Source organism: Halorubrum sp. ARQ200 (assembly GCF_005435115.1).
GTDB lineage: Archaea > Halobacteriota > Halobacteria > Halobacteriales > Haloferacaceae > Halorubrum > Halorubrum tropicale.
In genome coordinates, this window is sequence record NZ_SGTZ01000004.1 from 222,386 (window position 1) to 244,926 (window position 22,541).

The following is a 22,541-nucleotide window of genomic DNA, read 5'->3' on the forward strand; positions in this document are numbered from 1 at the left end:
CAACCAACGAACGCAACGCATGAGCGAAGATTTCTACGACGTCCTCGGCGTGTCGCGGGACGCCAGCGAGGAGGAGATAAAGAAGGCGTACCGCAAACAGGCCGCAGAACATCATCCCGACGTCAGCGACGCCGAGAACGCCGAGGAGCGGTTCAAGAAGATCCAGAAGGCCAAGGAGGTGCTCACCGACGAGCAGAAGCGACAGCAGTACGACCAGATGGGCCACGACCGGTTCACCGAGGCCGACAAGCGCGGCGCGACCGGCGGCGGTGGCCCGGGCGGCGCCGGCGGGCCCTTCGGCGGCGCGGGCGGCGCCGGGGGCGCCGGCGGCTTCGAGGACATCTTCAACCAGTTCTTCGGTGGCGGCGGCGGTCGCGGCCGCGGCGGCGGTGGCGGCGGCGACCGGCCGCGGCAGGGACGCGACCTCAAGACCGGGCTGACCATCGACCTCGAAGAGGCGTTCGAGGGCGCGACTAAGGAGGTCACGCTCACGCGACCCACCACCTGCGCCACCTGCGACGGCGCGGGCCACCCCCCGGGCGCGGACGTGGAGACGTGTCCGCAGTGTAACGGCCGCGGGCAGGTCCAGCAGGTCCAGCAGACGCCGCTCGGGCGCGTCCAGCAGACCTCGACGTGCCCCCGCTGTGAGGGCGAGGGCGAACTGTACAGCGAGGACTGCCCGGACTGCGGCGGCGACGGCGTCGTCCGCGAGGAGGCGACGCTCTCGGTCGAGATCCCGGCCGGGATCCGCTCCGGACAGAGCCTCCGGATGGAGCGCGAGGGCGCGCCCGGCGAGAACGGCGGCCCGAAGGGGGACCTCCTCATCGAGGTCGACGTCGACGTCGGCGACCGGTTCGAGCGCGACGGCGACGACCTCCGCGTCAACGAGGCCATCTCCTTCCCGCAGGCCGTCTTCGGCGACACCGTCGAGGTGGAGACGGTCGACGGCAGCGTCGAGATGGACGTCCCCGCGGGGACGCAGAGCGGCGAGACGTTCCGCCTCCAGGGGAAGGGGATGCCCCGGCTCCGGCGCCGCGGACGGGGGGACCTCTACGTGCAGGTCGCCGTCGTCGTCCCCGAGTCGCTCAACGACGAGCAGCGCGAGGCACTGGAGGCGTTCGCCGAGGCCGGCGGCGAGGACATCGACGTCGGCGGCGGGTTCTTCGAGAAGCTGAAGAGCTCGTTCTGAGCGGAGCGGGGCCCTCGTCCGGCGCTCGGACCGCTCTCATTTCGCGGCCCATAGCTTTTCGTCCCTCCGAGTCGTCCGTCGGCGCATGGGCTACGACACGACCGCCTACGACGACGTCGAACCGCGCGCGCCCGGCATGTACTTCCTCCGCGACGCGCTCGACTGCGAGCGCCTCGGGGTGACCGTCGTCGAGGCCGACGCCGGCTGGGAGGGCATGGAACACGACCACGCCGACGGCGATCACGAGGAGGTGTACGTGCTGCTCCACGGCGAGGCGACGCTCACGGTGGACGGGGACGCCGTCGACCTCGCTCCCGGCGACGCGGTCCGCGTCGACCCCGGGTCCACCCGGGACCTCGCCTTCTCGGCCGACGGCTCGAAGATGGTCATCGCCGGCGCCCCGTGACGCCGGCTTGACGATGGTCACCTCCGGCGCCCCGTGACGCCGCCGCGAGAGCGCGTTCTCCCGCCTCTCCCCCCGCCCGCAGCGCGGTTGACCACGGACCCGTTTCGTCGGCGCCGCAGCGTTAAGGCTCGGGCGCCCCGAACGTCGCGTATGGACCTCGTCGGGGATCTGCTCGCGCGCGATCGACGCACTCGCGAGACGGCGCTCGTCACGGCTGACGGCCGGGAGCGGAGCTACCACGACCTGATCACGAACGGGTACAAGGCGGCGAACGTGCTCCGGTACCTCGGCGTCCGCACGGGCGCGACCGTCGCCGTCGACCCGACGCCGGGCTTTCACACGACGCTCGCGTTCCTCGGCGCCGGCGCCGTCGGCGCACCGGTCCGGTTCGACCCAGTGGCGGGGATCGAGGCCGGCGACCGCGTCGTGCTCGCGCCGGTCGCGACCGCCGCCGCCTTCGACCCGGCGCCGGGCACGAACCTCGCCGCGTTCGGCGGGTCGCCGGAGCGCCCCGAGACCACGCACTGGGAACAGGAACTGTGGAGCGAGAATCCGGGAACGCCGCCGAGCGACGTCGCCCCCGCCGATGACGCGGTCGTCGGGCCGGACCGGGCGTTCAGCCACCGCGAGTTGTGTTCGACCGCGGCGGCGGCCGTCGAGGCCGGCGCGATCGACGAGGGGACGCGCGTCGTCTTCCGTCTCCCCTTCTCCGATCCGCCGGCGCTCGCGGCCGGGCTCGTCGCGCCGCTCTCGGTCAGTGCGACGGCAGTACTCGCGCCGCCGGCCGGCGACGGCGAGCCGGACGGAGAATCGCGCGGCGACGTGGCGGTGGCCCCGCCGGACGCGGACGTTCCGGAACCGCGACGGGTCGATCCGTCGTCGGTCGGTTCGGCGGCCGAGTAAATATCGCCAACTCGGGTCGCGCCCGGATCAGTCGTCCGCGGGGTTCGGCTCCGCGGGTGTCCGCTCCCCGTGGAGGAGGCAGGCGGACTCGTGGTCGGGTCCGTGAACCGTCTGTTCGGGCGCGGTCTCGGCGCACGGCGTCGTGATCTTGTTCGAGAGCAACTCGTCGGCCATCTCGGCGTTGTCCCCCAATAGCAGGTTCATCGCCTCCGAAAGTGTCTCCTCCAGATCGGCGTCATCGACCGTCTCGCTGATGTCGAACTCACGTCGGATCTCTGCTCGGACTTCCGAGTCGGTCGGTTGGGTCCCGCTAGCAGCAACATTCTCACGGACCTGTTCGATGTCAATCTCGCCGGTTGCGACCTTGTCGCGCAGGTTCAATAGACCCCGCCAGTCCTCTTGGTCGATGTCGACGCCGTCGGGCTGGATCACCTTGTGACACCGCGTGTGGAACCGACAGCCGCTCGGCGGGTTCGTCGGGCTCGGGACGGTGCCCTTCAGCTCGATGCCGCCGACGCTCGCGCGCGGGTCCGGCGTCGGGATCGAGGAGAGCAGCGCCTCGGTATAGGGATGCTGTGGGTTGGTGAAGATCTCCTCGACCGGGCCGATCTCGACGATCTCGCCGAGGTACATCACGGCGACGCGGTCGCAGATCTGGCGGATAACGGACATGTCGTGGCTGATGAATAGCAGCGACAGCCCGAATTCGTCCTGAAGATCGTTGATCAGCGAGAGGATCTCCGCCTGGATGGAGACGTCGAGCGCGCTCACCGGTTCGTCGGCGATGATGAGGTCCGGGTTCAACACGAGCGCCCGGGCGAGCGCGATCCGCTGTTTCTGCCCGCCGGAGAACTCGTGCGGATACCGGTCGAAGTCGTTCGCCGAGAGCCCGACGCGTTCGAGCAGGTCCTCGACGATGGCGCGGCGCCGGTGGCGGTCGCTCATCCCGTGGACCTTCAGGAGTTCACCGACCCCGTTGCCGACGGACATCCGTGGGTCGAAGCTCGACGACGGGTCTTGAAAGATCATTTGCGCGCCCCGGCGGAATGTCTTCAATTCGTCGTCGCCGAACTCCGTCACGTCGTTCGGGTGAGTCCCATCTGGGTTCCGGCTCGCGCTGCCGCGTCCGTTGCCGTTGAAGATGACTTCGCCAGCCGTCGGTTCCTCCAGACGGATGACCGAACTGGCCGCGGTTGACTTCCCGCAGCCTGACTCGCCGACAAGCCCCAGCGTTTCGCCTTCCTCGATGTCGAAACTGATCCCGTCGACGGCGCGCGCGGCACCGACCTGCCGGTTGAACACTCCCTTCCGGATCGGGTAGTGCTTCTTCAGGTCGCGGACCGAAAGTAGCGGCTCAGTCATCGGCGGGACCCACCTCGCTGTCGCCGTCCGCCGCGCCGGCGATTCCGAACTCCCCTCCGCTGATCACTGAGGGATCGCCGCCCGGATCGTAGTGGACGCAGGAGACCCACTGGCCGGGTTCGACCTCGACTTCCTCCGGCTGCTCACCGGTTCGGCACGCCTCTTCGGCATACTCACAGCGCGGCGCGAACCGACAGCCGTCCGGTGGATTGTGCGGGTCCGGGAGCGTCCCCGGTATTCCGCCTCCTGTGCCGCCGAACTCCGGCAGGCACTCCAGCAACTGCTGAGTGTACGGGTGTGCGGGATTGTCGAAGATGTCGAGCACACTGCCGCGTTCCATGACCTTCCCAGCGTACATCACCACGATCCGGTCGGCGATCTGTGCGACGACACCGAGGTCGTGCGTGACGAACAGGATCCCCATCTCGAACTCGTCTTGTAGGTCGTCGAGTAGTTCCAGGATCTGCGCTTGGACCGTCACGTCAAGCGCCGTTGTCGGCTCGTCCGCGATGAGCAGGTCGGGGTCGCCGACGAGGGCCATCGCGATCATTATCCGCTGCTTCTGTCCGCCGGAGAACTCGTGTGGATAGTCGTCGAACCGCGAACTCGCGTTCGCAATCCCGACGCGGTCCATCAGGTCGACCGCCTTTGTACGCGCCTCCTCGTCGGAGACGTCTTGGTGGATCTGGAGCGCCTCGGTGATCTGCCACCCGACGGTGTAACAGTGGTTCATCGCCTCCTGCGGGTTCTGGAAGATATGCGCGATGTCGTTGCCCCGGATCTGTCGGATTTCAGACTCGGGCATCGACTGCAGGTCGCGGCCCTTGTATCCGACGGACCCTTCGATCTCTCCCGGTGGGGTGTTGATGATCTTGGTGATCGACTCCGTCGCGACCGTTTTTCCGGATCCAGATTCGCCGACGATACATACCGTCTCGCCGGTGTCGACGCTGAAGTCGACCCCGTCCACTGCGGTGAGCGTTCCGTCGTCGGTGCTGAACGTCGTCGTGAGGTCTTCGACCTCGAGTAGTGGCTGATCGTCGGACATTATTCGTTCTCTGCCTCCGCTTCGGGGTTCAGCGCGTCCAACAGCGCGTCGCCGAGGAAGTTGAACGCGAGGATTGTCAAGAACAGTACGATACCGGGCGCCAACACGATCCATGGAGCGTACGAGAGGTCACTCCGTCCAGCCGAGATGAGCTGTCCCCACGAGGGCACCGTCGAGTCGCCGACGCCGAGGAACGCCAACTGCGCCTCGAACAGCAGGAAGCCGGGGATGAGAAGCGTGAGCTGGGTGATGATGCTGCTCGCTACGTTCGGCACCACGTGGCCGCGGATCACCTGATACGTGCTCGCGCCACTGATCCGGCTCGCCTTAATGAACTCCTCTTCGGAGATTGACAGCGATTTGCTGCGGACGTATCTGGCGGTTCCCCCCCACGCGAACAGAGAGAACACGACGATGAACATGCCCAAACCGCCGCCGTAGATGTATAAGATGAGCAGGAACATCAGGAACGTCGGGAACGAGAGGATGATGTCGACGAAGCGCATCATGATCTCGTCGACCCACCCGCCAGAGTACGCGCTCAGCGTACCGAACGTGATACCGATCGTCGCGACGATGGTCGTCGTGATGAACGCGATCTGCATGCTGATCGTCATCCCGTAGACGATCATCGTGAACACGTCCCGGCCCGCGTTCGTCGTTCCGAGCGGGTACTGCCAGGTCCCGTAACAACGCCCGTTCATGACTTCGCCGACGCAGGTCGCCGGCGTTGACTGGACGACAGAGGTGAACACCGGTGGCTGGTAGGCGACGAGCAGTTCCTGTTGCGGTGCGCTCATTACCAGCGGCCCGATGATCCCGCCCACGAACACGATCCCGAGCCAGATCATGCTCACGACCGCCGGCCGGTTGCGCTTGAACTCCTTCCAGTAGTACCGCGTCATCCGCGGGTTCTGGTACAGCGGCAAGACGAGGTACCAGAACGCCAAGAACAGCGTGAAAATAAAGAAGAAGTCGACTGTCTCCAGCGTCCGGTCGAGCCCGATGAACCCGAAAGTCGGTGTCCGCTGACCGATGAACTGCCAGTCGTACACGGCGAGCAACACGAGCGGGAAGGTCGTCACCAGCATCCCGATCGAATTGACCGACAGGTCAAATCGCCCGGACCGTGAGAGGTTGCTCCAGTCGACTTGATCGAACCGTTCCGAGCCTTCAGTTGCCATTGTTTTCTGTTGAGTTACCTATCATCGTAGCTGATACGCGGGTCAAGCACGGTAAACACGAGGTCCTCGATAAGGTTCCCCACGACGGCGACGAACGTGAAGAACAGCGTCGTTCCCAGCACAAGGTTCGTGTCCTGTGAGAGCAGTGCTTCGAAGGTGAGCCGGCCGAGTCCGGGTATTCCGAACACGACCTCGACGAGCAGCGACGACCCGAGGAACAGCGCGAGGAGCTGTCCGACGAGCGTCGTCGAGAGGGGGACGAGCGTCGGCCGCATGACGTGGTACGCGTACGCGCGAAGCGGTGACATCCCCTTGGCCTTCGCCGTCTTCATGAAGTCCGCGTTCTGGAACTCGGCCGACTCGTTCCGAGAGACGCGCATGACCGCGCCGATCGAACCGGTCACCAATACGAACACCGGAATCGCCAGTTGAACCGCGTTTTCGACGCTGAAGACCGAAACATCCGTGTTGTACACAATCGGAATCACCTCTAGCCACACACCGAAGACCAGTAGAAGGATGATGCCGAAGAAGAAATTCGGGATGGCGTAACCGAAGAAGGCGAACCCGGTCGCCGCGTGGTCCCGCCAACTGTACATGTTTGCGGCGGAGTACACGCCCACGAGGGGCCCGAGGATGACCGTGAGGATCGTCCACGGAATCGAGTACTGCGCGGTGTAGTACAGCGCGTTCCCGACCGCCTCGATGACCGGCTGACTCCGACTGCTCGACCATCCCCAGTCGAGGGTGTACACGCCCTGAATGAAGTCGAAGTACCTGACGTAGAGCGGTTCGTCGAGCCCTCGGAGCTCCCTGGCCCGCTCTACGGCCTCCGCTGGGTCGCCTCCCTGTAGAGCCGCCTGCGTTGCGGCCCGCTGTACGTCCGGGTTCGGCGCGGCCGACAGGAGCAGAAACGTGATCGTAGTGATGATGAGCGATACGACTCCTGCCCAGAGGACACGAGCGGTAACGTACCTTCCAAATCCCATGTTGATATCGTGAGAAACGTGTGGTGAAGGTGAGCCGCTCTACCCCTCGTATCTCCACGCCGGGAGGTTCCAGCCGTTGGAGAAGTTCTCGATGGGACCTTCGAGCCCCTCACGGTATCCGACCGTGCTGTCGGGGAACGCGAGCATGATGTACGGCTGCTCCTCCGCGAGGTTGGCGAACAGTTCCACGAGCGCGTTCGCCAGCTCCTCCTCGGACGTCGCCTGCCGCGCGTTCTCGAACAGCTGCTCCGCGTCGAATCCCGGGTAGTAACCGACAGGGTTGTAGAGCGGATTCGCGCCCTCGAAGAAGACGCTGTTTGCAAGCGGATTCCGCGGGTACGTGTTCAGGCCGAACACGACTTCCATGTCCCACGACTCGTTCGACGTGATGTTGCGCGGGCCGGGGTTGGTGGAGGCAGGTTGAGTCCACTCTACTCTCTCGCCGTTCACCGTGTCGACGAGCTCCTCCGGCACGCTGACGACCTCGCCGTCATCGTTCGTCTCCGGAGTGGGGAAGTCGGTCTGAGTCCAGTACTCGTTGTTGAATCTGGTCCCGTCGATCGCCTCAACGTTCACGCTTATGCCGAGGTTCTCACCGAGCTCCTGTGCGATGAAGTCGGCCATTAGTTGCTCGGTGTTCTGTCCGGCGCTGTGGTAGAGGCTAAGCTGGACCTGGTTCCCGTCGGGGTCGACCATCGTCTCACCGTCGAACCGGTAGTCGTACTCGGACTGCTCGAACGCGTCCTCTGCCAGCCCGCGGGCCACTTCGCTCCCGTAGCTATCACCGACGCCGAACTGAGGGATGTCGCTCTCGGGCGGATAGAAGTTACTGAACCTCGGCTGCCAGGTGAAGTGCGTCTCCGCGAAGTCGCGGAACACGCCTTCAATAAGCCCCTGCTTGTCGATCGCAGCGGCCATCGCCTGTCGGAACGGCACGTGCCGGAACATGTTCCCCGGCCCGGTCGTCCAACCGTTGTCCCGCATGTTGACCGATATCTTCTCGTTGTACGGCTGCGGGATCTGGTTGACGTATATTTCGTCATTGTTCTGATACGACTTGACCTGGTTCGGCGGGATCGACGCCGTGTCGACCTCCCCGGTCTCCAGCGCACCGAGTCGCGAGGCTTGCTCACCGATCACACGGATTTCGGCCTTCTCGAAGTACGGGGCTTCGTTGAACACGTCCGGGAGATCGTCCGCATCTTGGAGGTAGTAGTCGTCGTTTCGGCTGTAGCGGGTCCCGCCGTCCCGCTGCCACTCGTCAAGGACGTACGGACCGAGATTCCCTGAGAACTGGAGTTCTAGCAGTTCCTCGTCCTGTCGAAGCCCTTCTGCGTCCTCCTCCTCGACGTACGGCTCAAGGAGGCCCTGCGGAATCGGGTACAGCTGGGGGTCAAAACTCTCGGGCCAGAGGAGCTGTGGCGTGTTCAGCGTGGCCTGGAACTCGTATTCGCCGGTCTCTTCGACTGTGACCCCGTCCCAACTCGCTGACGCGACCGAACTGGCCCAGGTGCTCTGATGAACCTCTTGGATGAGGTAGATAAAGTCACTCGCGGTCACTTCACCGTACGGATCGCTGAATTCGAGTCCCTCACGAATCTTGAACGTCCACACCTCGCCGTCCTCGGTGGACATGTCATAGAGGAGTGGAACGTACTCGTTCTCCTCGTCAAACGTGTACCCTAAGTCAAGGGCGCGGGCGATCGCATTCCCGGCGCCGTTTTCGTCGTTGTATATCGGGTTGAGTGTTGAGAAGGAGGATGCCGCGGCCGTCGCGTATATTTCTTCCTGACTGATATCATCCGAACCGGAGCCGCTGTCGGAGTTGGTTTCGCCGTTTCCGGAACAACCGGCGAGCGTCACTGCGCCGGCCATACCGAGCGCGGAGAGCCATTGTCGCCGGCTGATATGCCGAGAATCATCACGATCCTCAATGTTTCGCCGTGGCATACAATCCGATACGAGCGTGTGTATAAAAAACTTCAGACTTCGGGACAGTTGTCGGGGACGATCACCTTACATCCGTTTCGATAATCGGCGTATCCGGGCGGGAAAACCGGTCTGTCGGGGTCCGTTTCAACACGGCTGTGGCAGTTTGAAACAATATACGTCGCGAAATTTACCCCAACTAACCGCTCAGTGACCTCGGACGCGGAGTCGGCGTCTCCGGAATAATCTCCGGACGCCTCCCGGAGCAGGCTCCGGGAGTTCCGGCGAGGCCGTGTTCCACTTCGCACGGTCCCGGTCAGACCGGCCTCGCGCACGCCCTTCAGTCGCCGCGACCGTCCTGACCGGCAACGTTGTCGGTTCCGGCGTCCCGCCCTTCGTTCGTGCGGCCCGAGGCGGCGACCTCCTCCGTTCCGATCGCTCGGCCGTCGCCGCCGTCGGCCGACGACCTCCCCGTCGATCCGTCGCCGGCCGCCCGCTCGTACCGCGCGATCTGCTCGCGGTGGAGGGAGTGAATCATGTCGGCGAGGACGCCGAACACGAGCAGCTGGATCCCGAGGATCGTCGCGCCGACCGCGCCGACGGCGACGATCTCGTGGCTGATCCCGAACGCGAGGTACCGGTAGAGGACGAACGCGCCCATCGCCAGCCCCGCCGCGGTCGCGGCCGCGCCGGCGCTTCCGAAGTAGAACAGCGGGTTGTTCGTCTTCGCCTTCCGGTACAGCTCCAGGAAGATCACGCCGCCGTCCCGGACCGGGTGGAGGTTCGTCGCGGAGCCGCCGGGCCGCTCCCGGTACGTGATCGGGACCACGGCGACCGGGACGCGGTTCTTCACGCATTCGACGGCCATCTCCGTCTCGATACCGAACCCGTCGGCGGTGAGGTGGAGCCGCAGGAACGACTCGCGGGTGAACGCGCGGTACCCGGAGAGGATGTCGCGGTAGCTCTCGCGGTGGATCGCCCGGAACGCGAGGTTGATGAGGCGGTTTCCGATCCGGTTGAGCCGGGTCATCGCGCCCGGGCGCATGTCCGCGAACCGGTTCCCGATGACGTGGTCGGCCTCGCCGTCGCGCAGGGGATCGAGCATCGCCGCCGCGTCGCTCGCGTCGTAGGTGGCGTCCGCGTCCGCCATCAGGACGTACGGCGCCCGGACGTGGTCCCTGACCGCCTCCCTGACCGCCTGCCCCTTGCCGCGCCCCGACTGCTCCACGACGCGCGCGCCGGCCTCGCGGGCGATCGGCTGCGTCCCGTCGGTCGAGCCGCCGTCGATCACGAGGAGGTTCTCGAAGCCGGCGTCCCGGAAGTCCTTGACGACGCGTGCGACCGTCTCGGCCTCGTTCATCGTCGGCAGCAGGACGCAGACGTCGTCGTGGTCGCTCATCAGACGAGCGATCACGGGGGAGTCGGTAAACTCTGTCCCTCCCGGTCGCCGGCCGGGGCTGCGGCCACCCACACGCTCATGTATGTGAACATTGATCGTGAGTGTATGCCCCACCCACCGGACCAACGCGCAGAGGAACTGCTCAGCGCCGCCCGCACCGCGACGGGAGACGAGCTGCGGAGCCTGACGTACTTCACGGAAGAGGACGTCGACCAGCTGTACCTCCGCAGCGACCTGAGCCGGACCGCCGACCTGGTCGGCTTCGCCGAGAACGAGCGTCAGGGGTTCCACGCGCAGTCGATGTACGCCAACACCCAGCTCGGCGACTACCAGTTCACGGTCCGCGTGTTCGAGAACGGATACCTCACGCGCGTCATCGCCAACGACCACGGCGTGTGGGTGACGACCGACTCGATGGAGATGGACCGGTTCGAGGAGCTGGCGAGCGCGCTCGCGTCGATCCTCCGCTCGTTCGATCCCGCCTGATCCCGCGTCGGTTCCCGAGCGCCGCTACCCGAGGTGGCTCTCGAACTCGCCGACCAGCTCCTCGGCGTCGACGGGCTTCGTCACGTAGCCGTCGGCGCCCGCCTTCACCGCCTCCATCATCTTCTCCTGCTGGTCGACGCTCGTACACATCACGATCACCGCGTCGGGCCAGCGGTCCTTGATGGCCGCCGTGGCCTCGATCCCGGTCATCTCCGGCATCACGACGTCCATCGACACCGCGTCCGGCTCGTACGCCTCGAAGAGTTCGACCGCCTCTGCGCCGTTCTCCGCCTCGTCGACGACCTCGAACCGCTCCGCCAGCGCGTCCCGAACGACGGTCCGCTGGAAGGAGGAGTCGTCGACGACGAGTACCCGCTCGGTCATACCCGTTCTCTCACCCTGACCGACATAAGCGCGCGGATCGGTCCCCGCTCCGACCATCCGTCGTGAATCCGATCTCGGCCTCGATCCGCCTCGTCGTCGCGGCGGCGGCGTCCGACCTCCCACCGCGGTGCGCCAAGTATCCCTTGTATATTCGGCTCGGCGTATAATGAACATGGGAACAAGGTTAAGGTCTATCCGGCGGTACGGTCGGGCATGGAAACGCGGAAGGTCCAGCGGCTGGGGCCGTCGACGCTGGCGATGACTCTCCCGGCAGAGTGGGCGCAGGAACACGGCGTGAACAAGGGCGACGAGGTGTCGCTGCGGATGGGCGGGAAAGGGACGCTCACGGTGCTTCCCGAGTCGGTGAGCACCGAGGAGTCGGAGGCGGTGATCAACGCCGACGGGCTCGACGCGCGCTCGCTCGAACGCGCCATCGTCGCACAGTACGTGTTGGGGCGGCGCGTGATCCACGTCCGCAGCGAGGGGGCGCTCGACAGCGAGCACATCAACGCGGTGTACAAGGCCGAGACCCAGCTGATGGGGCTCGGCGTCATCGAGGAGACCCCGGAGGACATCTCGATCCGCTGTTCGGTCGACCCAGAGGACTTCACCCTCGACAACCTGCTCGAACGCCTGGAGAACACGGGGTCGACGATGCGCGGCGAGGGCGTGAAGGCGCTCGCCCACGGCAACCCCGACCTCGCGCAACGCGCGCTCAACCGCGAGCGGCAGGCGAACAAGATATTCGTCCTCCTGCTCCGGCTCATCTTCACCGCCTATCAAAACCCCAACCTCGCGCGTGCGGTGGGCCTCGAAGAGGGGTTCCCGCTGATCGGCTACCGCTCCGTGGCGAAGAACCTCGAACTCACCGCCGACAACGCGGAGGACATCGCCGAGATCGTGATGGAGGCGGACGGGCATACCCTCGACGTCGACAGCGCGACGATGCGGCAGATCCGCGAGTTCACCGACCAGGTTGACGAGCTGACGGCGCTCGCGGTCCGGGCGGTCGTCGAGCGCGACTACGACCTCACGGTCGAGTGCCGCGACCTGTTCTCGCGGTTGGAGGACCGCGAACAGGAGATTCTCGACGAGCTCCCGAACGACCTGGACAACGAGACGCTGCTCATGACCCGGGAGGTGCTCGTCAGCCTCCAGCACACCGCGGAGTACGCCATGCGAAACGCCGAGATCGCGGCGAACCTCGCGCTCAACGAGGCGTCGGACCACGTCGAGATCATCTGATCGCGGCGTCCGGCCCGCAGTCTTCCCTTCCGTCTCCCCGACGCGTGTCGCGCGGTTCGCATGAACTAAGTGGTCCCCCGCGAAGCGATTCGTATGAGCGAGGGTTCCATCGAGTCGGACAAGGAGGTCGGCGTCGCGCTCGCGCTCGGCGCCATCGCGGTCGTCGGCGCCGTCGTGATGGCAGCGTACCCGGGTCAGCTCGGGAAAGCGTGGGGGTTCGCGGGCGCGTTCCTCTTCGCGACGCTCGCCGTCGGCGCGGTCCAGCTGTTCGACTGACCGGTCCGCGCCCCGGACCGGTCGGCCGACCGCGAAAGACGAGAAACCGTTAAGGACGTCAGACGCGTAGGTCTGATAATGAGCGAGTACACCGAGGAGGAACAGCGGATCCTCGCGTACCTCACGGACAGCGTCACCCGTGGTGAGCGGTACGTTCGCTCGAAGACGATCGCCGACGCGATCGGCCTCACCGCGAAGCAGGTGGGCTCCCGGCTCCCGCGGCTCGCCGAGAAGTCGGAGGACGTAGACATCGAGAAGTGGGGCCGTGCGAAGTCGACCACCTGGCGCGTGACCCCGGAGGGTTGAGGTCGTCGGGCGACCGCGTCCCCCGCACCCGACACCGTCGACGCGCATTTTTAACCCCCGTAGTCCCAAACGAGTACGTATGACCGTTCGAGTCTCCCGGACGTTCGAGTTCGACGCGCCGCCGGCCGACGTGTGGGCGTTCATCTCGGACGCGGAGCAGCGCGCGGGCGCCATCAGCGTGGTCGACTCCTTCGAGGTACACGACGACGGCAGCGCGACCTGGCACGTCGCGCTCCCCATCCCGATGATCCGCTCGACGATCGACGTCGAGACGAAGGACATCGCCCGCGACCCCCCGAACCGAGTGAAGTTCGTCGGGAAGTCGCGGGCCTTCCGCGTCACCGGCGAACACGAGATCACCGAGACCGACGGCGGCTGCCGGCTCGCCAACGAGTTCGTCGTCGACGGGAAGCTCCCCGGCGTCGAGTCCTTCTTCAAGCGGAACTTCGACGCCGAGCTGGACAACTTGGAGGACGCGCTCCGCGCTTCGCTCGCCTCGCCGGCATGAGGCTCGCCGGCGTCCAACTGGCGGTCGAGGGCGGCGCGGTCGCGGCGAACGTCGACCGGGCGCTCGACCGGGTGCGGGCGGCCGCCGACGAGGGAGCTGACCTCGTCGTGCTCCCCGAGCTGTTCGACGTGGGCTACTTCGCGTTCGACGCGTACGGCCGGGCCGCTGAGAGCCTCGCCGGCGACCGGCTCGCCCGGTTCGCGGCCGCGGCCGACGACCACGACGTGGCGGTGCTGGCCGGCACGGTCGTCGAGGACCTGTCCGCGTCGGCCGCGGACGGCCTCGACGTGCCGGCCGAGTCCGGGCTCGCAAACGCCGCGGTGCTGTTCGACGCCGACGGCGAACGGCGCCTCGTCTACCGGAAGCGCCACCTCTTCGGGTACGGCTCCGAGGAGACGGACCGGATGGTCCCCGGCGAGCGGGCACCCGTGGTCGACCTCGGGGGCGTCACGATCGGGGTGACGACCTGCTACGACCTCCGATTCCCGGAGCAGTTCCGCGGGATGGTCGATCGGGGCGTCGAGTGCGTGCTGGTGCCGAGCGCGTGGCCCTACCCGCGGATCGAACACTGGCGGACGCTCGGCCGCGCGCGGGCCATCGAGAACCTCGCGTACGTCGCCGCGGTCAACGGGAGCGGTCGGTTCGGCGACGACGCGCTCTGCGGCCGGAGCGCGGTGTACGACCCCTGGGGGACCGCGCTCGCGTCGGTCGGCGACGAACCGGGCGTCGTGACCGCGACGGTGGACCCCGACCGGGTCGCGGCGGTCCGCGAGGAGTTCCCGGCGCTGCGCGACCGCCGGTGAGCCGACCCGCGCGTGCCTCGCGTGGGGCGTCGGATCCGGCGTGCCTCAACCCCGCCTCGCCGGATCCCACGTGCCCGGATCCCGTCTCGCCGGATCGCGCCGTTCCGGATCTCACACATTTATACGCCTGAGGGACATAGCGCCTTTTGCCGAAGACCGACGCTTTTCTCGTTGGAATTCGGCGTTAATCGATCCGCGCGCCCGTCCCGACCGCCCGGGCGGCGACGCCGACGACAGCCTGGGGGTCCGCTGTCCGGCCGTCGCCCGCCGCCTCTCGCCGCCGCTTCGCCTTTCGCCCGCCTCCCACCTCTCCCACCCCTTTTCCTCGTTCCCTCGACGGCCAACGTCGTCTTCGTTCCGTCCGGTTTTGTCTCTTTCACACTCCGAGTATCTCTCCTGATAACTCGGGCGGTAGGTTCTTAGGTCGCTCGGGATAGGAAGTAAACGCCGCGGACGAATCCGACAGGCCCCATCCCGTTTCGGGCGGGCCGGTCGGCCACTCGCTTCCACCGTCCGTCGTCCGTCGGCTTGGGTTCGGGTCCACCCGCTCCCACACCGAGCCCGAACCCGCTTCTGTTCGCGCTCCGCTCCGCTTCTCGAACAGTGACCGCCGTCGCCGCCGCGCGTGGCCGAAGCGCAAGGACGAAACCCTCGGCCGACGAACCGGCGGTCGAATGTTCCCCCGCGAGTACCGCGGCGTCGCCTTCGTCGTCGGGCTGTTCCTGATCGTCCAGGTGGGCGCGCTGGCGCTCGTCCCCGAGTTCGCCGAGAGCGGGTACCAGGCGGTCGAGAACCCGGACAACCCCGTGAACAGCGTGGTGTACGTCGCGGCCATCGTCGTGATGACCGGACTGATGCTGGCGGCGTTCCGGTACGACTTCGACGGGGCGATCCGGCTGCTGATCGTCGGCGTGTCGGCGTGGCTCTCGTGGTACGTGTTCTCCGCGCTCGTCCCGCCGCTCGCGGCCGCCGTCCCGGCGGTCGCGGTCGCGGTCGGCCTGCTCGTCCACCCCGAGTGGTACGTCATCGACACCGCCGGTGTGTTGATGGGCGCCGGCGCCGCCGGGCTGTTCGGCATCTCCTTCGGCCTCCTGCCCGCGCTGATCCTGCTCGCCGTCCTCGCCGTTTACGACGCGGTCTCCGTGTACGGCACCGAACACATGTTGTCGCTCGCGGAGGGCGTGATGGACCTGAACATCCCCGTCGTGCTGGTGATCCCGCTGTCGCTGTCGTACTCGCTGCTCGACGACGGGTCGGCCAGCGACGAGGCCGCGGGGGTCGGCGACGAGTCGGCGTCGGACGCGGAAGGCGGCGAGACGACGGGCTCCGACGCGGACGCCGACGACGCCGTCGCGGACGCGAATGACGCCGAGGACGTGGCCGCCGACCCCGCCGACACCGGTGACCGCGACGCGTTCTTCATCGGCCTCGGCGACGCCGTCATCCCGACGGTGCTGATCGCGAGCGCGGCGACGTTCTCGCCGGCGAGGGACCTCGCGGTCCCGCTCCTCGGCGTCAACCTCCCCGCGCTGTTGGCGATGGTCGGGACCCTCGCGGGGCTGCTCGTCCTCATGCGGTGGGTGATACAGGGGCGGCCGCACGCGGGGCTTCCCCTCCTGAACGGCGGCGCCATCGGCGGCTACCTGATCGGCTCGGTCGTCGCCGGGGTCCCGCTGATCGAGGCGCTCGGACTGGCGGGATTCTTATAAGTCGATTCGGCGCACGATGAGTTCGTCCACGGACCACCGACCGACACGAACACCCCCGAAGCCCCAGCCGCGAGGCGACCAGACGCTCGCTGCGCTCCTCGTCGCTCGCGTTGCTCGCTTCTGCGGTGCTTACGTCGCCTCTGGTCGCCTCGCGGCTGCCCCTTCGAGTCCCGCCCGACCGCAACCGCACCTCACGCCTCCCCAGCCTCGCGGTTCGCGCTCTCCGAGCGCTCACCGCGTCCCTCGCGCGTGCCGCCTCGCGGCCTCCGCTTCGCGTCGGCCGCTCGCGGGCACGCGCCACCGCAAAAAATTCGCTATTCGCCGTCTGCGGGGTTCCCGTCGCGCGTCTTCACGGCGACGCCCGAGCCGAGTTGTTCGGCCTCCGCGCCGGAGAGCTCGGCGCGCCCGACCCCGAATATCGCGTCGGACTCGTCGACGACGAGCACCTCGTCGCCCGGCCGGATCCCGCCGTCGGCCGCGGTGACGAACTTCGCGAACGCGTTGCGCCCCTCGCGCACGAACGGCTCGCTCTCCTCGCCGACGACCATCCGGTGTCGGGGCGGTGCGAACGCCCTGTGGATTCTTCTCCCGCCCGCGAGCCCGAGCGTGAACCGGCCGTCGGTGCCGTACGAGACGAGCCGGTCGCCCTCGCTGCTGCCGGGCGTGTCGTCGACGTCGCCGTCGATCACCTGTCGCGGGCGGCCGCCGCTCGACCGGCGCACGGTGAGCGGGTCGCCCGGCGGGAACAGCGCGTCGCCCGCGCCGGCCCCGAACTGGTAGTCTGCCGCCGTCCGCAGGTCCGCGAGCGTGTCGGCGTCGGTCATGGCCGCGGTTCTCCGCGCGCGCCCAAAGTGGTTGCGACACCGCCCGCGGCTCACCCGAGCGGCGGGTACGTCGCGGCGCCGTCGCCGTCGACGCGCCAGCGGTCGGCGAGCGCCCGGTACGCTCCCGGGTCGGCGGCCGACTCGGCCGCGACCCTCTCTGGCGGCGACTCCCGCAGCGCCTCGGCCACCGCCTCGCGGTCCGTCGCGGTCGGGCCGCCGGGACTCTCGCCGAGGAGACCGGCCAGCTCGTCGGCGGCCGCGACGACCGCCCGAACCGCCTCGATCCGGTGGCCGAGGTCGAGCGCCGCGGTCAGCCGGGACGCCGCCGCCTCGCCGTCCCCGCGCCGGGCCGCCGCGGCGCCCAGCGTCGCGAGCGCCTGCGCCTCGACCTGCGTGAACCCGCCGGCGCGGGCCGACTCGACGGCGGACTCCAGCGCGGCCGCCGCGGCGTCGCCGTCCCCCCGAGCCAGCGCCAGCCGGCCCCGGACCCGGTCTAACTCCGCCAGCCGCTTGTGCCCCGCGTGGTCGTCGAGCAGCGACGCGGTCCGGTCGACCCGCCGCTCGGCCGCGCCGAGGTCGCCGCGGTCGATGGCGACCTCCGCCAAGATGGCGGTCACCATCGCGCAGCGCGTGTCGGCGCCGAGCGCGTCGAGGCGGTCCAACGCGTCGGTGAGGTACCGCTCCGCCCGGTCGAGGTCGCCGGCGACGTGGGCCGCGCTGCCGAGGTGGCTCAGCGCGAACGCCTCGTACAGCTCCGAGCCGACCCGCTCGGCGATGGCCCGCGCCTCCGCCGCGCGGGCTACCGCCTCGCCGACGGCGCCGCGCTGCTCGGCGACCGCCGCGAGGTTCAAAAGCGAAATGGCCTCGCGGTGTTCGTCGCCGACCGTCCGGTAGCCGTCGAGCGAGCGCCGCGCCGTCCGCTCGGCCGCGTCGAGGTCGCCGCGACGGCGCAGCGCCACCGCCTGGTTCGCGCGCACGTTCGCCGCCCCGTGCGTGTCGTCGTAGGCGCGGAACAGGTCGCCGGCCACCCGGTAGTGGGCGAGGACGGCGTCGGTCCCGTCGAGCCCGTCGAGCGCGTTGCCGACGTCCATCAGCGCCTTCGCCTCCGCGATGGGGTCGCCGACCTCGACGGCGATGGCGTACGCCCGCGAGGCCGCCTCGTAGGCCTCCTCGAAGTCCCCGTCGAAGTGAGCCGCCTGGGCGCGACCGCGGACGGCCGCCGCGAGCCCGCCGCGGTCGCCCGCGGCCCCGAACAGCTCCTCGGCCCGCTCGTACCGCTCGCGCGCCGCGTCGTACTCGCCGCGCCGCCGCGCCACGTCGCCGTACCCGCGCTGGCGCTCGGCGGCGCCCGCCTCGTCGGCGGGCCGCCACGCGTCGAGCGCCGCAGTCGCCCCGTCGAGGTCGCCGGCGTCGACGTACATCCGGGCCACCCACTCCGGCGGCCGGTCGCGCAGGCCGTCCGGGCACGCGTCCGGGAGGTCGATCCAGGCGTAGCGAACGCGCCCGTACAGCGGCGCGAGCCGGGGGTAGCGACGGCCCACGCCGTACACCGCCCGGACGGTCTCCGCCGCCCACGCGCCCGGGTCGCGCTCGATCCGATCGACCGTCGGCGCGTCGCCGCCAACGGCGCGCCGGACGCGGGCGCGCCGCGTCGGGTCGTCCGCGAGCGCGAGCACCCGCGAGACGGCCCGCCCCACGCGCCTGGCGACGATCGGCGCCGGCTCCCGCTCGACGAGCCGCTCCAGGAACAGCACCGACCACTCGTCGTGGACCGCGCGGTACCCCTCGTCCCCGGAGCAGACGAGGGCGGTCCCGACGAGGCGGTCGAGCGCGCGCCGCACCCCGTCGACGGTCGGCGACGGGTCGCCGTCGCCCCCCTCGGGGTCGCCTCCCGAACTCCCCGCCGGCCCGTCGACGAGCGCGTACGCCAGGGTCCCGACGTCGCCCACGCCGGCGACGTTGAGGAGGTTCACGAGCGCCGCCACGTCCGCCGTCGGCGGCGGCCGGTTCCGGACCTCCCGGACCGCCTCCGCGACCGCCGCCTCCAGTCCCGACTCGGGGCCGGCGTCTCCGCTGCGTCCGGCCGTCCCGTCGCTTGTCTCGCGTTCTCCCGAGGCGCCGGCCGCGCTCTCCCCCGGGTCGGCGCCGGCGACCGACCCGGTCGCGCCCTCGCCGCTCGCGCGGACGAGGCGGTGGACGAGCGCGAGCAGCTCCCCGACGCGCTCGTCGTCCGCGCGCCGCACGTCGTCGAGCAGCGCGTTCGGGTCGGCCGCCGGCGCCGACCCGGTACAGTCGGCGACGTGGGCGACGAACCGCTCCACCTCGCGCGCGTCGAGCCGGGGCATCCGCACGGTCGCCATCTCCCGGCGGTAGCGCAGGTCGGCCGGGGACAGCGGGAGCCCGTCGGGGTCGTCGTACGGCTCCTCGCGGGCGTCGAACAGGAAGGACACGTCGTCGCGGTCGGCCAGTTCGCGGGCGAGACCGACCGCCTCCGCGGCCCCGGGGTCGACCGCGTCCTCGACGACCACGAGGTGGTGGCCGTCCCCCGCGGTCACGCGCTCGCGGAGCCGCTCCGTCGCGGCGAACGGGTCGCCGCCGTCGCTCGGCCGGTACGTCACCGGACCGCGTCCCGACCGGTACCACTCGACCGCGACGCTCCGGCACACCGTGCTCTTGCCGCTGCCCGGCGGGCCGACGAGCGCGTGGTCGGTGCCCTCAGTGAGCCCGTCGACGAGCACCCCGGCGATCGACCGCCGCTCGCCGTCGCGCACCGCGGTCCTGTCGAGGACGTACCCCGCGTCGACCTCCGGGAACGACGCCGTCGCGCGGAGCGGTCCGTACGGGTCCGGCTCGCCGGAGAGCCGGTCCTCGTCGACCGCGTGGAACCCCTGCGCCGAGAGCGGGCTCTGCCCGGTGTCGTCGGACCCGGTCCCCCCGAAGAGCCGACCGCCGGTGTGCCCTGTCTTCCCGTCCGCCCCGGCGGATCGCTCCCGGCCGTCGGTCGCGTCGGGGTCGCCGCCCGCCGACGAGTCGCCGGCCTCCCCCTCGGATCGGTCGCCACCGCGCGCGTCGCGCCCGGTCTCTCCCGTCTCGGCGTCGTCCATCGCCGCGAGCGCGTCGCCCGTGTCGTGCCCGCGGTCGATCAGTCCCCGCACCTTCCGTTCCGCCCACTCGACGGCCTCCGGCTCGGTCGACGCCGCCGCCCCGTGGAGCGTCCCGCCGTCGTCGAAGGTGAGAAGCAGCGCGGTCCCGTCGGCCGCGACCACCCCCGCGTCGACGGCGTCGACCGCGGCGACGCGGGACCCCTCCCGCCGCGCGACGGCGCCGAGGTCGTCCGCGAAGCGCTCGGCGGCGTGTCGGTACGCCCGGTCCGCGAGCGCCAGGTCGACCGTCCCGCCGCCCGCGGCCGTGCGCCGGAGCCGCGCCGCGACCCGCGGGTAGGGGAACGCGGGCAGCGCGGCCGCGACCGCGTCCGCGTCGGCGAGCGCTCCGTCGAGCACCTCCAGCGGCCGGTAGGGGTCCGGGGCCGCGGCCCGGTACGTCTCCGCCTCGCGGAGGACCGCGGGGTCGACGTCGACGTCCGCGCCGAGCGGGTCCAGCACGTCGCCCGCGGCCGCGAGGTCGTCGGCGGCCGTCAGGAACTCGCAGTACTCGGTGGCGAGGAGGCGGCCGGACAGCGTCGTCCGATAGCCGTCGGTCTCGCTCGCGACGAGTCCGGCCGCCTCGAGCTCGTCTATCGCCCGGTTCACCGTCGACCGGGAGTGGCCGAGCGCGTCGACGAGCTCGTGTTTGCGCAGCGGCTCCGCGGCGAGCCGTTCGAGGAAGTCGAGCCGGCGCTCGACGGCGCCAACGAGCTCCGACGCCTCCGTCATACGTGCTTCCGCACCACACCCACCGGTATAACTGTTTCTTCGGTGACGACTCTCGCGCGCGGTGGCACAGTGTTTCACTGGGTGAGAATAAGGGCGTCACCGCCACACTCGCTCCCATGAACGAGGACCGTGGGGGCGGGAGCGACGAGGCGGAGGCGTCGGCCCGGCTCGACGAGGCGGAACCGAGCGGCCGGGACGACGCCAAGCCGGTCGAGTCCGCCGGGCCGGCGCCGGACGGGGCCGACGCGCCCGACGACGACGCCGACACCGACTCCGACGCGGCGGGCGACGGCGGCTCGACGTCAGGCGGGTCCGGGACAGGCGCCGCGGACCTGCCGAGCCGCGCGTCGCGGACCGTCGCGGCGTCGCGGGCGGCCGCCGACGACCTGGCGGCGTGGGACCCCGGCGACGTCGACGCGCTCGTGCGGTCGGTCGGCGAGCGCTTGGCCGACAGGGAGACGGTCAGCCGGCTCGCGCGGTCGGCGGCCAACGAGACCGGGCGCGGCCACCCGGGGACGAAGGCCGAGAAGATAGCGACCGCGCTCGACGCCGCCCGGCGGACGCTGCGGGACGCGCCGACCGCCGGCGTGGTCGACCGCGACGGCGCGCGCGGGACCGTGACCGTCGCCGGGCCGGTCGGCGTCGTCGGCGCGGCGGTCCCCGCGACCCACCCGGTCGTGATCCCCGCGGTCCTCTCGCTGTACGCGCTCGCCGCCCGGAACGCGGTCGTCTTCGCGCCCTCGCCGTCGACCGTCGAGACGTGCGACGTGGTCGTCGAGACCGTCCGCCGCGCGCTCGCCGACGCGGGGGCGCCGACCGGCGCGGTCTCGATGCTGCCGGCGCCCGCCGCGAAGCCCGAGACGGACGCGCTGTTCGAGCGCGCCGACCTCGTCGTCGCGGCCGGCTCCGAGGCGACGGTCGCGGCGGGGCAGCGCTGCGGGACGCCGAACCTCGCCGCCGGCGCCGACGGCGTCGTCGCCGTCGCGGACGGGTCGGTCCCGGCCGAGGCCGTGGCGACGCGCGTCGCGGTCGGCGCGACGTACGACTTCGGCGCGCACCCCGCGGGCGACGCCGCGGTCGTCACGGTGTCGCCGGCGGTCGACTCCTTGTGTTCCGCGCTCGAATCGGAGGGGGGCTACGTCCTCGACGCGGCCGAGCGCGACCGGCTTCGGTCGCTCCTCGGCGACGCCGACGACGGGGCGACGGACCCCCGCGGGAACTCGCCGCGGTGGCTGGCGGCCGAACTCGACCTCCCGAGCGCGGCCCGCGAGGCGGCGTTCCTCGTCGCCGAGCCCGACGGCGTCGACGACCGGCTCGCGGCGCTGCCCGGGATCCCCGCGGTCGCGGTCCACGGTCGGAGCGGGTTCGACGGCGCGCTCGCGCTCGCCGCGGAGATCGGGTCCCCGCACGCCGCGGCGGTCCACACCACCCAGCAGCGCCGCGCGCGACGCGCCGCGGAGCGGCTCGCGCCCGGGCGCCTCGTCGTCAACCAGCCGGGGATCGCGGCGACCGGCGCGCGCTCCAACGGGTTCGAGGCGGCGCCCGTGCTGGGGGGCGGCGCCGCCGAGGGGAGCCAGCTCCGCGGCGGGCTCACGCCCGACCGCCTCGCGCAGACGGCGACCGTCGCGGCGACGAGCGTCGCGGACGAGGCGTCCCACCGGAACGGGGCCGGCGACACGCTCCGCGGTCCCTGAGCCGCGTCGTCGGGATCGGGCGGGT

General features: G+C 69.8%; 20 protein-coding genes. 11 read left to right on the plus strand and 9 right to left on the minus strand.

Annotation, left to right across the window (positions count from 1 at the left end; all coding sequences use genetic code 11):
- Positions 1-19: 19 nt before the first annotated feature.
- The 3 genes from dnaJ (at position 20) to EXE50_RS08180 (ending at position 2,498) form a co-directional block, all read left to right on the plus strand.
- The gene (gene dnaJ / locus EXE50_RS08170) at positions 20-1,189 is read left to right on the plus strand and encodes a molecular chaperone DnaJ (protein WP_137704802.1); all 1,170 of its coding nucleotides are present in this window, start codon (positions 20-22) and stop codon (positions 1,187-1,189) included.
- Between the two features lie 85 nt (positions 1,190-1,274).
- Positions 1,275-1,595 carry a cupin domain-containing protein gene (locus EXE50_RS08175; RefSeq protein WP_053771602.1) on the plus strand — a complete coding sequence of 107 codons (321 nt, stop codon included), beginning with the start codon at positions 1,275-1,277 and terminating at the stop codon, positions 1,593-1,595.
- 150 nt (positions 1,596-1,745) lie between these two features.
- Positions 1,746-2,498 carry a hypothetical protein gene (locus EXE50_RS08180; RefSeq protein WP_137704803.1) on the plus strand — a complete coding sequence of 251 codons (753 nt, stop codon included), beginning with the start codon at positions 1,746-1,748 and terminating at the stop codon, positions 2,496-2,498.
- 27 nt (positions 2,499-2,525) lie between these two features.
- On the opposite strand, the gene EXE50_RS08185 is transcribed toward EXE50_RS08180, so the two are convergent.
- From EXE50_RS08185 to aglJ, 6 genes are all read right to left on the minus strand, one after another.
- Positions 2,526-3,860: an ABC transporter ATP-binding protein gene (locus EXE50_RS08185; protein ID WP_053771600.1), complete on the minus strand. Its 1,335-nt coding sequence runs from the start codon at positions 3,858-3,860 to the stop codon at positions 2,526-2,528.
- On the minus strand, positions 3,853-4,908 hold the full coding sequence (locus tag EXE50_RS08190) for an ABC transporter ATP-binding protein (RefSeq protein WP_053771599.1): 1,056 nt from the start codon (positions 4,906-4,908) through the stop codon (positions 3,853-3,855). The genes EXE50_RS08185 and EXE50_RS08190 overlap by 8 nt, the downstream gene beginning before the upstream one ends.
- The gene (locus EXE50_RS08195) at positions 4,908-6,092 is read right to left on the minus strand and encodes an ABC transporter permease (RefSeq protein ID WP_053771598.1); all 1,185 of its coding nucleotides are present in this window, start codon (positions 6,090-6,092) and stop codon (positions 4,908-4,910) included. The genes EXE50_RS08190 and EXE50_RS08195 overlap by 1 nt, the downstream gene beginning before the upstream one ends.
- 14 nt (positions 6,093-6,106) lie before the next feature.
- Positions 6,107-7,081, minus strand: coding sequence for an ABC transporter permease (locus tag EXE50_RS08200; protein WP_053771597.1), 975 nt, complete (start codon positions 7,079-7,081; stop codon positions 6,107-6,109).
- Between the two features lie 39 nt (positions 7,082-7,120).
- Complete coding sequence (locus tag EXE50_RS08205) at positions 7,121-9,031, minus strand: ABC transporter substrate-binding protein (RefSeq protein WP_137704804.1); 1,911 nt, start codon at positions 9,029-9,031, stop codon at positions 7,121-7,123.
- A 319-nt stretch (positions 9,032-9,350) separates the two neighbouring features.
- Complete coding sequence (gene aglJ / locus EXE50_RS08210; protein ID WP_053771595.1) at positions 9,351-10,409, minus strand: S-layer glycoprotein N-glycosyltransferase AglJ; 1,059 nt, start codon at positions 10,407-10,409, stop codon at positions 9,351-9,353.
- Positions 10,410-10,514: 105 nt separating this feature from the next.
- On the opposite strand from aglJ, the gene EXE50_RS08215 reads away from it, so the two are divergent.
- Positions 10,515-10,895: a hypothetical protein gene (locus EXE50_RS08215; RefSeq protein WP_053771594.1), complete on the plus strand. Its 381-nt coding sequence runs from the start codon at positions 10,515-10,517 to the stop codon at positions 10,893-10,895.
- 24 nt (positions 10,896-10,919) lie between these two features.
- Here the strand turns inward: EXE50_RS08215 and EXE50_RS08220 are convergent, their stop codons facing one another.
- Positions 10,920-11,279, minus strand: coding sequence for a response regulator (locus tag EXE50_RS08220; RefSeq protein ID WP_053771593.1), 360 nt, complete (start codon positions 11,277-11,279; stop codon positions 10,920-10,922).
- Between the two features lie 213 nt (positions 11,280-11,492).
- Between EXE50_RS08220 and EXE50_RS08225 the strand changes: the two genes are divergently transcribed.
- From EXE50_RS08225 to EXE50_RS08250, 6 genes are all read left to right on the plus strand, one after another.
- A complete protein-coding gene (locus tag EXE50_RS08225) occupies positions 11,493-12,524 on the plus strand; it encodes a phosphate uptake regulator PhoU (protein ID WP_053771592.1) in 1,032 nt (343 codons plus the stop codon).
- 93 nt (positions 12,525-12,617) lie between these two features.
- Positions 12,618-12,800 carry a hypothetical protein gene (locus tag EXE50_RS08230; protein ID WP_053771591.1) on the plus strand — a complete coding sequence of 61 codons (183 nt, stop codon included), beginning with the start codon at positions 12,618-12,620 and terminating at the stop codon, positions 12,798-12,800.
- Positions 12,801-12,878: 78 nt separating this feature from the next.
- The gene (locus EXE50_RS08235; protein ID WP_053771590.1) at positions 12,879-13,106 is read left to right on the plus strand and encodes a hypothetical protein; all 228 of its coding nucleotides are present in this window, start codon (positions 12,879-12,881) and stop codon (positions 13,104-13,106) included.
- Positions 13,107-13,185: 79 nt separating this feature from the next.
- Positions 13,186-13,614, plus strand: a complete 429-nt coding sequence (locus EXE50_RS08240) for a CoxG family protein (protein WP_053771589.1) — start codon at positions 13,186-13,188, stop codon at positions 13,612-13,614.
- The gene (locus EXE50_RS08245; protein ID WP_053771588.1) at positions 13,611-14,417 is read left to right on the plus strand and encodes a nitrilase-related carbon-nitrogen hydrolase; all 807 of its coding nucleotides are present in this window, start codon (positions 13,611-13,613) and stop codon (positions 14,415-14,417) included. Before EXE50_RS08240 ends, EXE50_RS08245 begins: the two co-directional genes overlap by 4 nt.
- 674 nt (positions 14,418-15,091) lie before the next feature.
- Positions 15,092-16,126 (plus strand): presenilin family intramembrane aspartyl protease PSH, encoded by a 1,035-nt coding sequence (locus EXE50_RS08250; RefSeq protein ID WP_137704805.1) that lies wholly within the window; start codon positions 15,092-15,094, stop codon positions 16,124-16,126.
- A gap of 314 nt (positions 16,127-16,440) precedes the next feature.
- Here EXE50_RS08250 and EXE50_RS08255 read toward each other — a convergent pair whose 3' ends face one another.
- Both EXE50_RS08255 and EXE50_RS08260 read right to left on the minus strand, forming a co-directional pair.
- A complete protein-coding gene (locus EXE50_RS08255; RefSeq protein ID WP_137704806.1) occupies positions 16,441-16,950 on the minus strand; it encodes a PUA domain-containing protein in 510 nt (169 codons plus the stop codon).
- 50 nt (positions 16,951-17,000) lie between these two features.
- Complete coding sequence (locus tag EXE50_RS08260; RefSeq protein WP_137704807.1) at positions 17,001-20,822, minus strand: MarR family transcriptional regulator; 3,822 nt, start codon at positions 20,820-20,822, stop codon at positions 17,001-17,003.
- Between the two features lie 116 nt (positions 20,823-20,938).
- On the opposite strand from EXE50_RS08260, the gene EXE50_RS08265 reads away from it, so the two are divergent.
- Positions 20,939-22,516 carry an aldehyde dehydrogenase family protein gene (locus EXE50_RS08265; protein WP_137704808.1) on the plus strand — a complete coding sequence of 526 codons (1,578 nt, stop codon included), beginning with the start codon at positions 20,939-20,941 and terminating at the stop codon, positions 22,514-22,516.
- The last annotated feature ends 25 nt before the right edge of the window (positions 22,517-22,541 follow it).

Coding starts and splice junctions, on each gene's coding strand:
- EXE50_RS08180 (WP_137704803.1), top strand. CDS start 1,746: ATGGACCTCGTCGGGGATCTGCTCGCGCGCGATCGACGCACTCGCGAG.
- EXE50_RS08190 (WP_053771599.1), bottom strand. CDS start 4,908: ATGTCCGACGATCAGCCACTACTCGAGGTCGAAGACCTCACGACGACG.
- EXE50_RS08255 (WP_137704806.1), bottom strand. CDS start 16,950: ATGACCGACGCCGACACGCTCGCGGACCTGCGGACGGCGGCAGACTAC.
- dnaJ (WP_137704802.1), top strand. CDS start 20: ATGAGCGAAGATTTCTACGACGTCCTCGGCGTGTCGCGGGACGCCAGC.
- EXE50_RS08215 (WP_053771594.1), top strand. CDS start 10,515: ATGCCCCACCCACCGGACCAACGCGCAGAGGAACTGCTCAGCGCCGCC.
- EXE50_RS08200 (WP_053771597.1), bottom strand. CDS start 7,081: ATGGGATTTGGAAGGTACGTTACCGCTCGTGTCCTCTGGGCAGGAGTC.
- EXE50_RS08245 (WP_053771588.1), top strand. CDS start 13,611: ATGAGGCTCGCCGGCGTCCAACTGGCGGTCGAGGGCGGCGCGGTCGCG.
- EXE50_RS08195 (WP_053771598.1), bottom strand. CDS start 6,092: ATGGCAACTGAAGGCTCGGAACGGTTCGATCAAGTCGACTGGAGCAAC.
- EXE50_RS08260 (WP_137704807.1), bottom strand. CDS start 20,822: ATGACGGAGGCGTCGGAGCTCGTTGGCGCCGTCGAGCGCCGGCTCGAC.
- EXE50_RS08230 (WP_053771591.1), top strand. CDS start 12,618: ATGAGCGAGGGTTCCATCGAGTCGGACAAGGAGGTCGGCGTCGCGCTC.
- EXE50_RS08225 (WP_053771592.1), top strand. CDS start 11,493: ATGGAAACGCGGAAGGTCCAGCGGCTGGGGCCGTCGACGCTGGCGATG.
- EXE50_RS08235 (WP_053771590.1), top strand. CDS start 12,879: ATGAGCGAGTACACCGAGGAGGAACAGCGGATCCTCGCGTACCTCACG.
- EXE50_RS08240 (WP_053771589.1), top strand. CDS start 13,186: ATGACCGTTCGAGTCTCCCGGACGTTCGAGTTCGACGCGCCGCCGGCC.
- EXE50_RS08220 (WP_053771593.1), bottom strand. CDS start 11,279: ATGACCGAGCGGGTACTCGTCGTCGACGACTCCTCCTTCCAGCGGACC.
- EXE50_RS08175 (WP_053771602.1), top strand. CDS start 1,275: ATGGGCTACGACACGACCGCCTACGACGACGTCGAACCGCGCGCGCCC.
- EXE50_RS08250 (WP_137704805.1), top strand. CDS start 15,092: ATGTTCCCCCGCGAGTACCGCGGCGTCGCCTTCGTCGTCGGGCTGTTC.
- EXE50_RS08265 (WP_137704808.1), top strand. CDS start 20,939: ATGAACGAGGACCGTGGGGGCGGGAGCGACGAGGCGGAGGCGTCGGCC.
- EXE50_RS08205 (WP_137704804.1), bottom strand. CDS start 9,031: ATGCCACGGCGAAACATTGAGGATCGTGATGATTCTCGGCATATCAGC.
- aglJ (WP_053771595.1), bottom strand. CDS start 10,409: ATGAGCGACCACGACGACGTCTGCGTCCTGCTGCCGACGATGAACGAG.
- EXE50_RS08185 (WP_053771600.1), bottom strand. CDS start 3,860: ATGACTGAGCCGCTACTTTCGGTCCGCGACCTGAAGAAGCACTACCCG.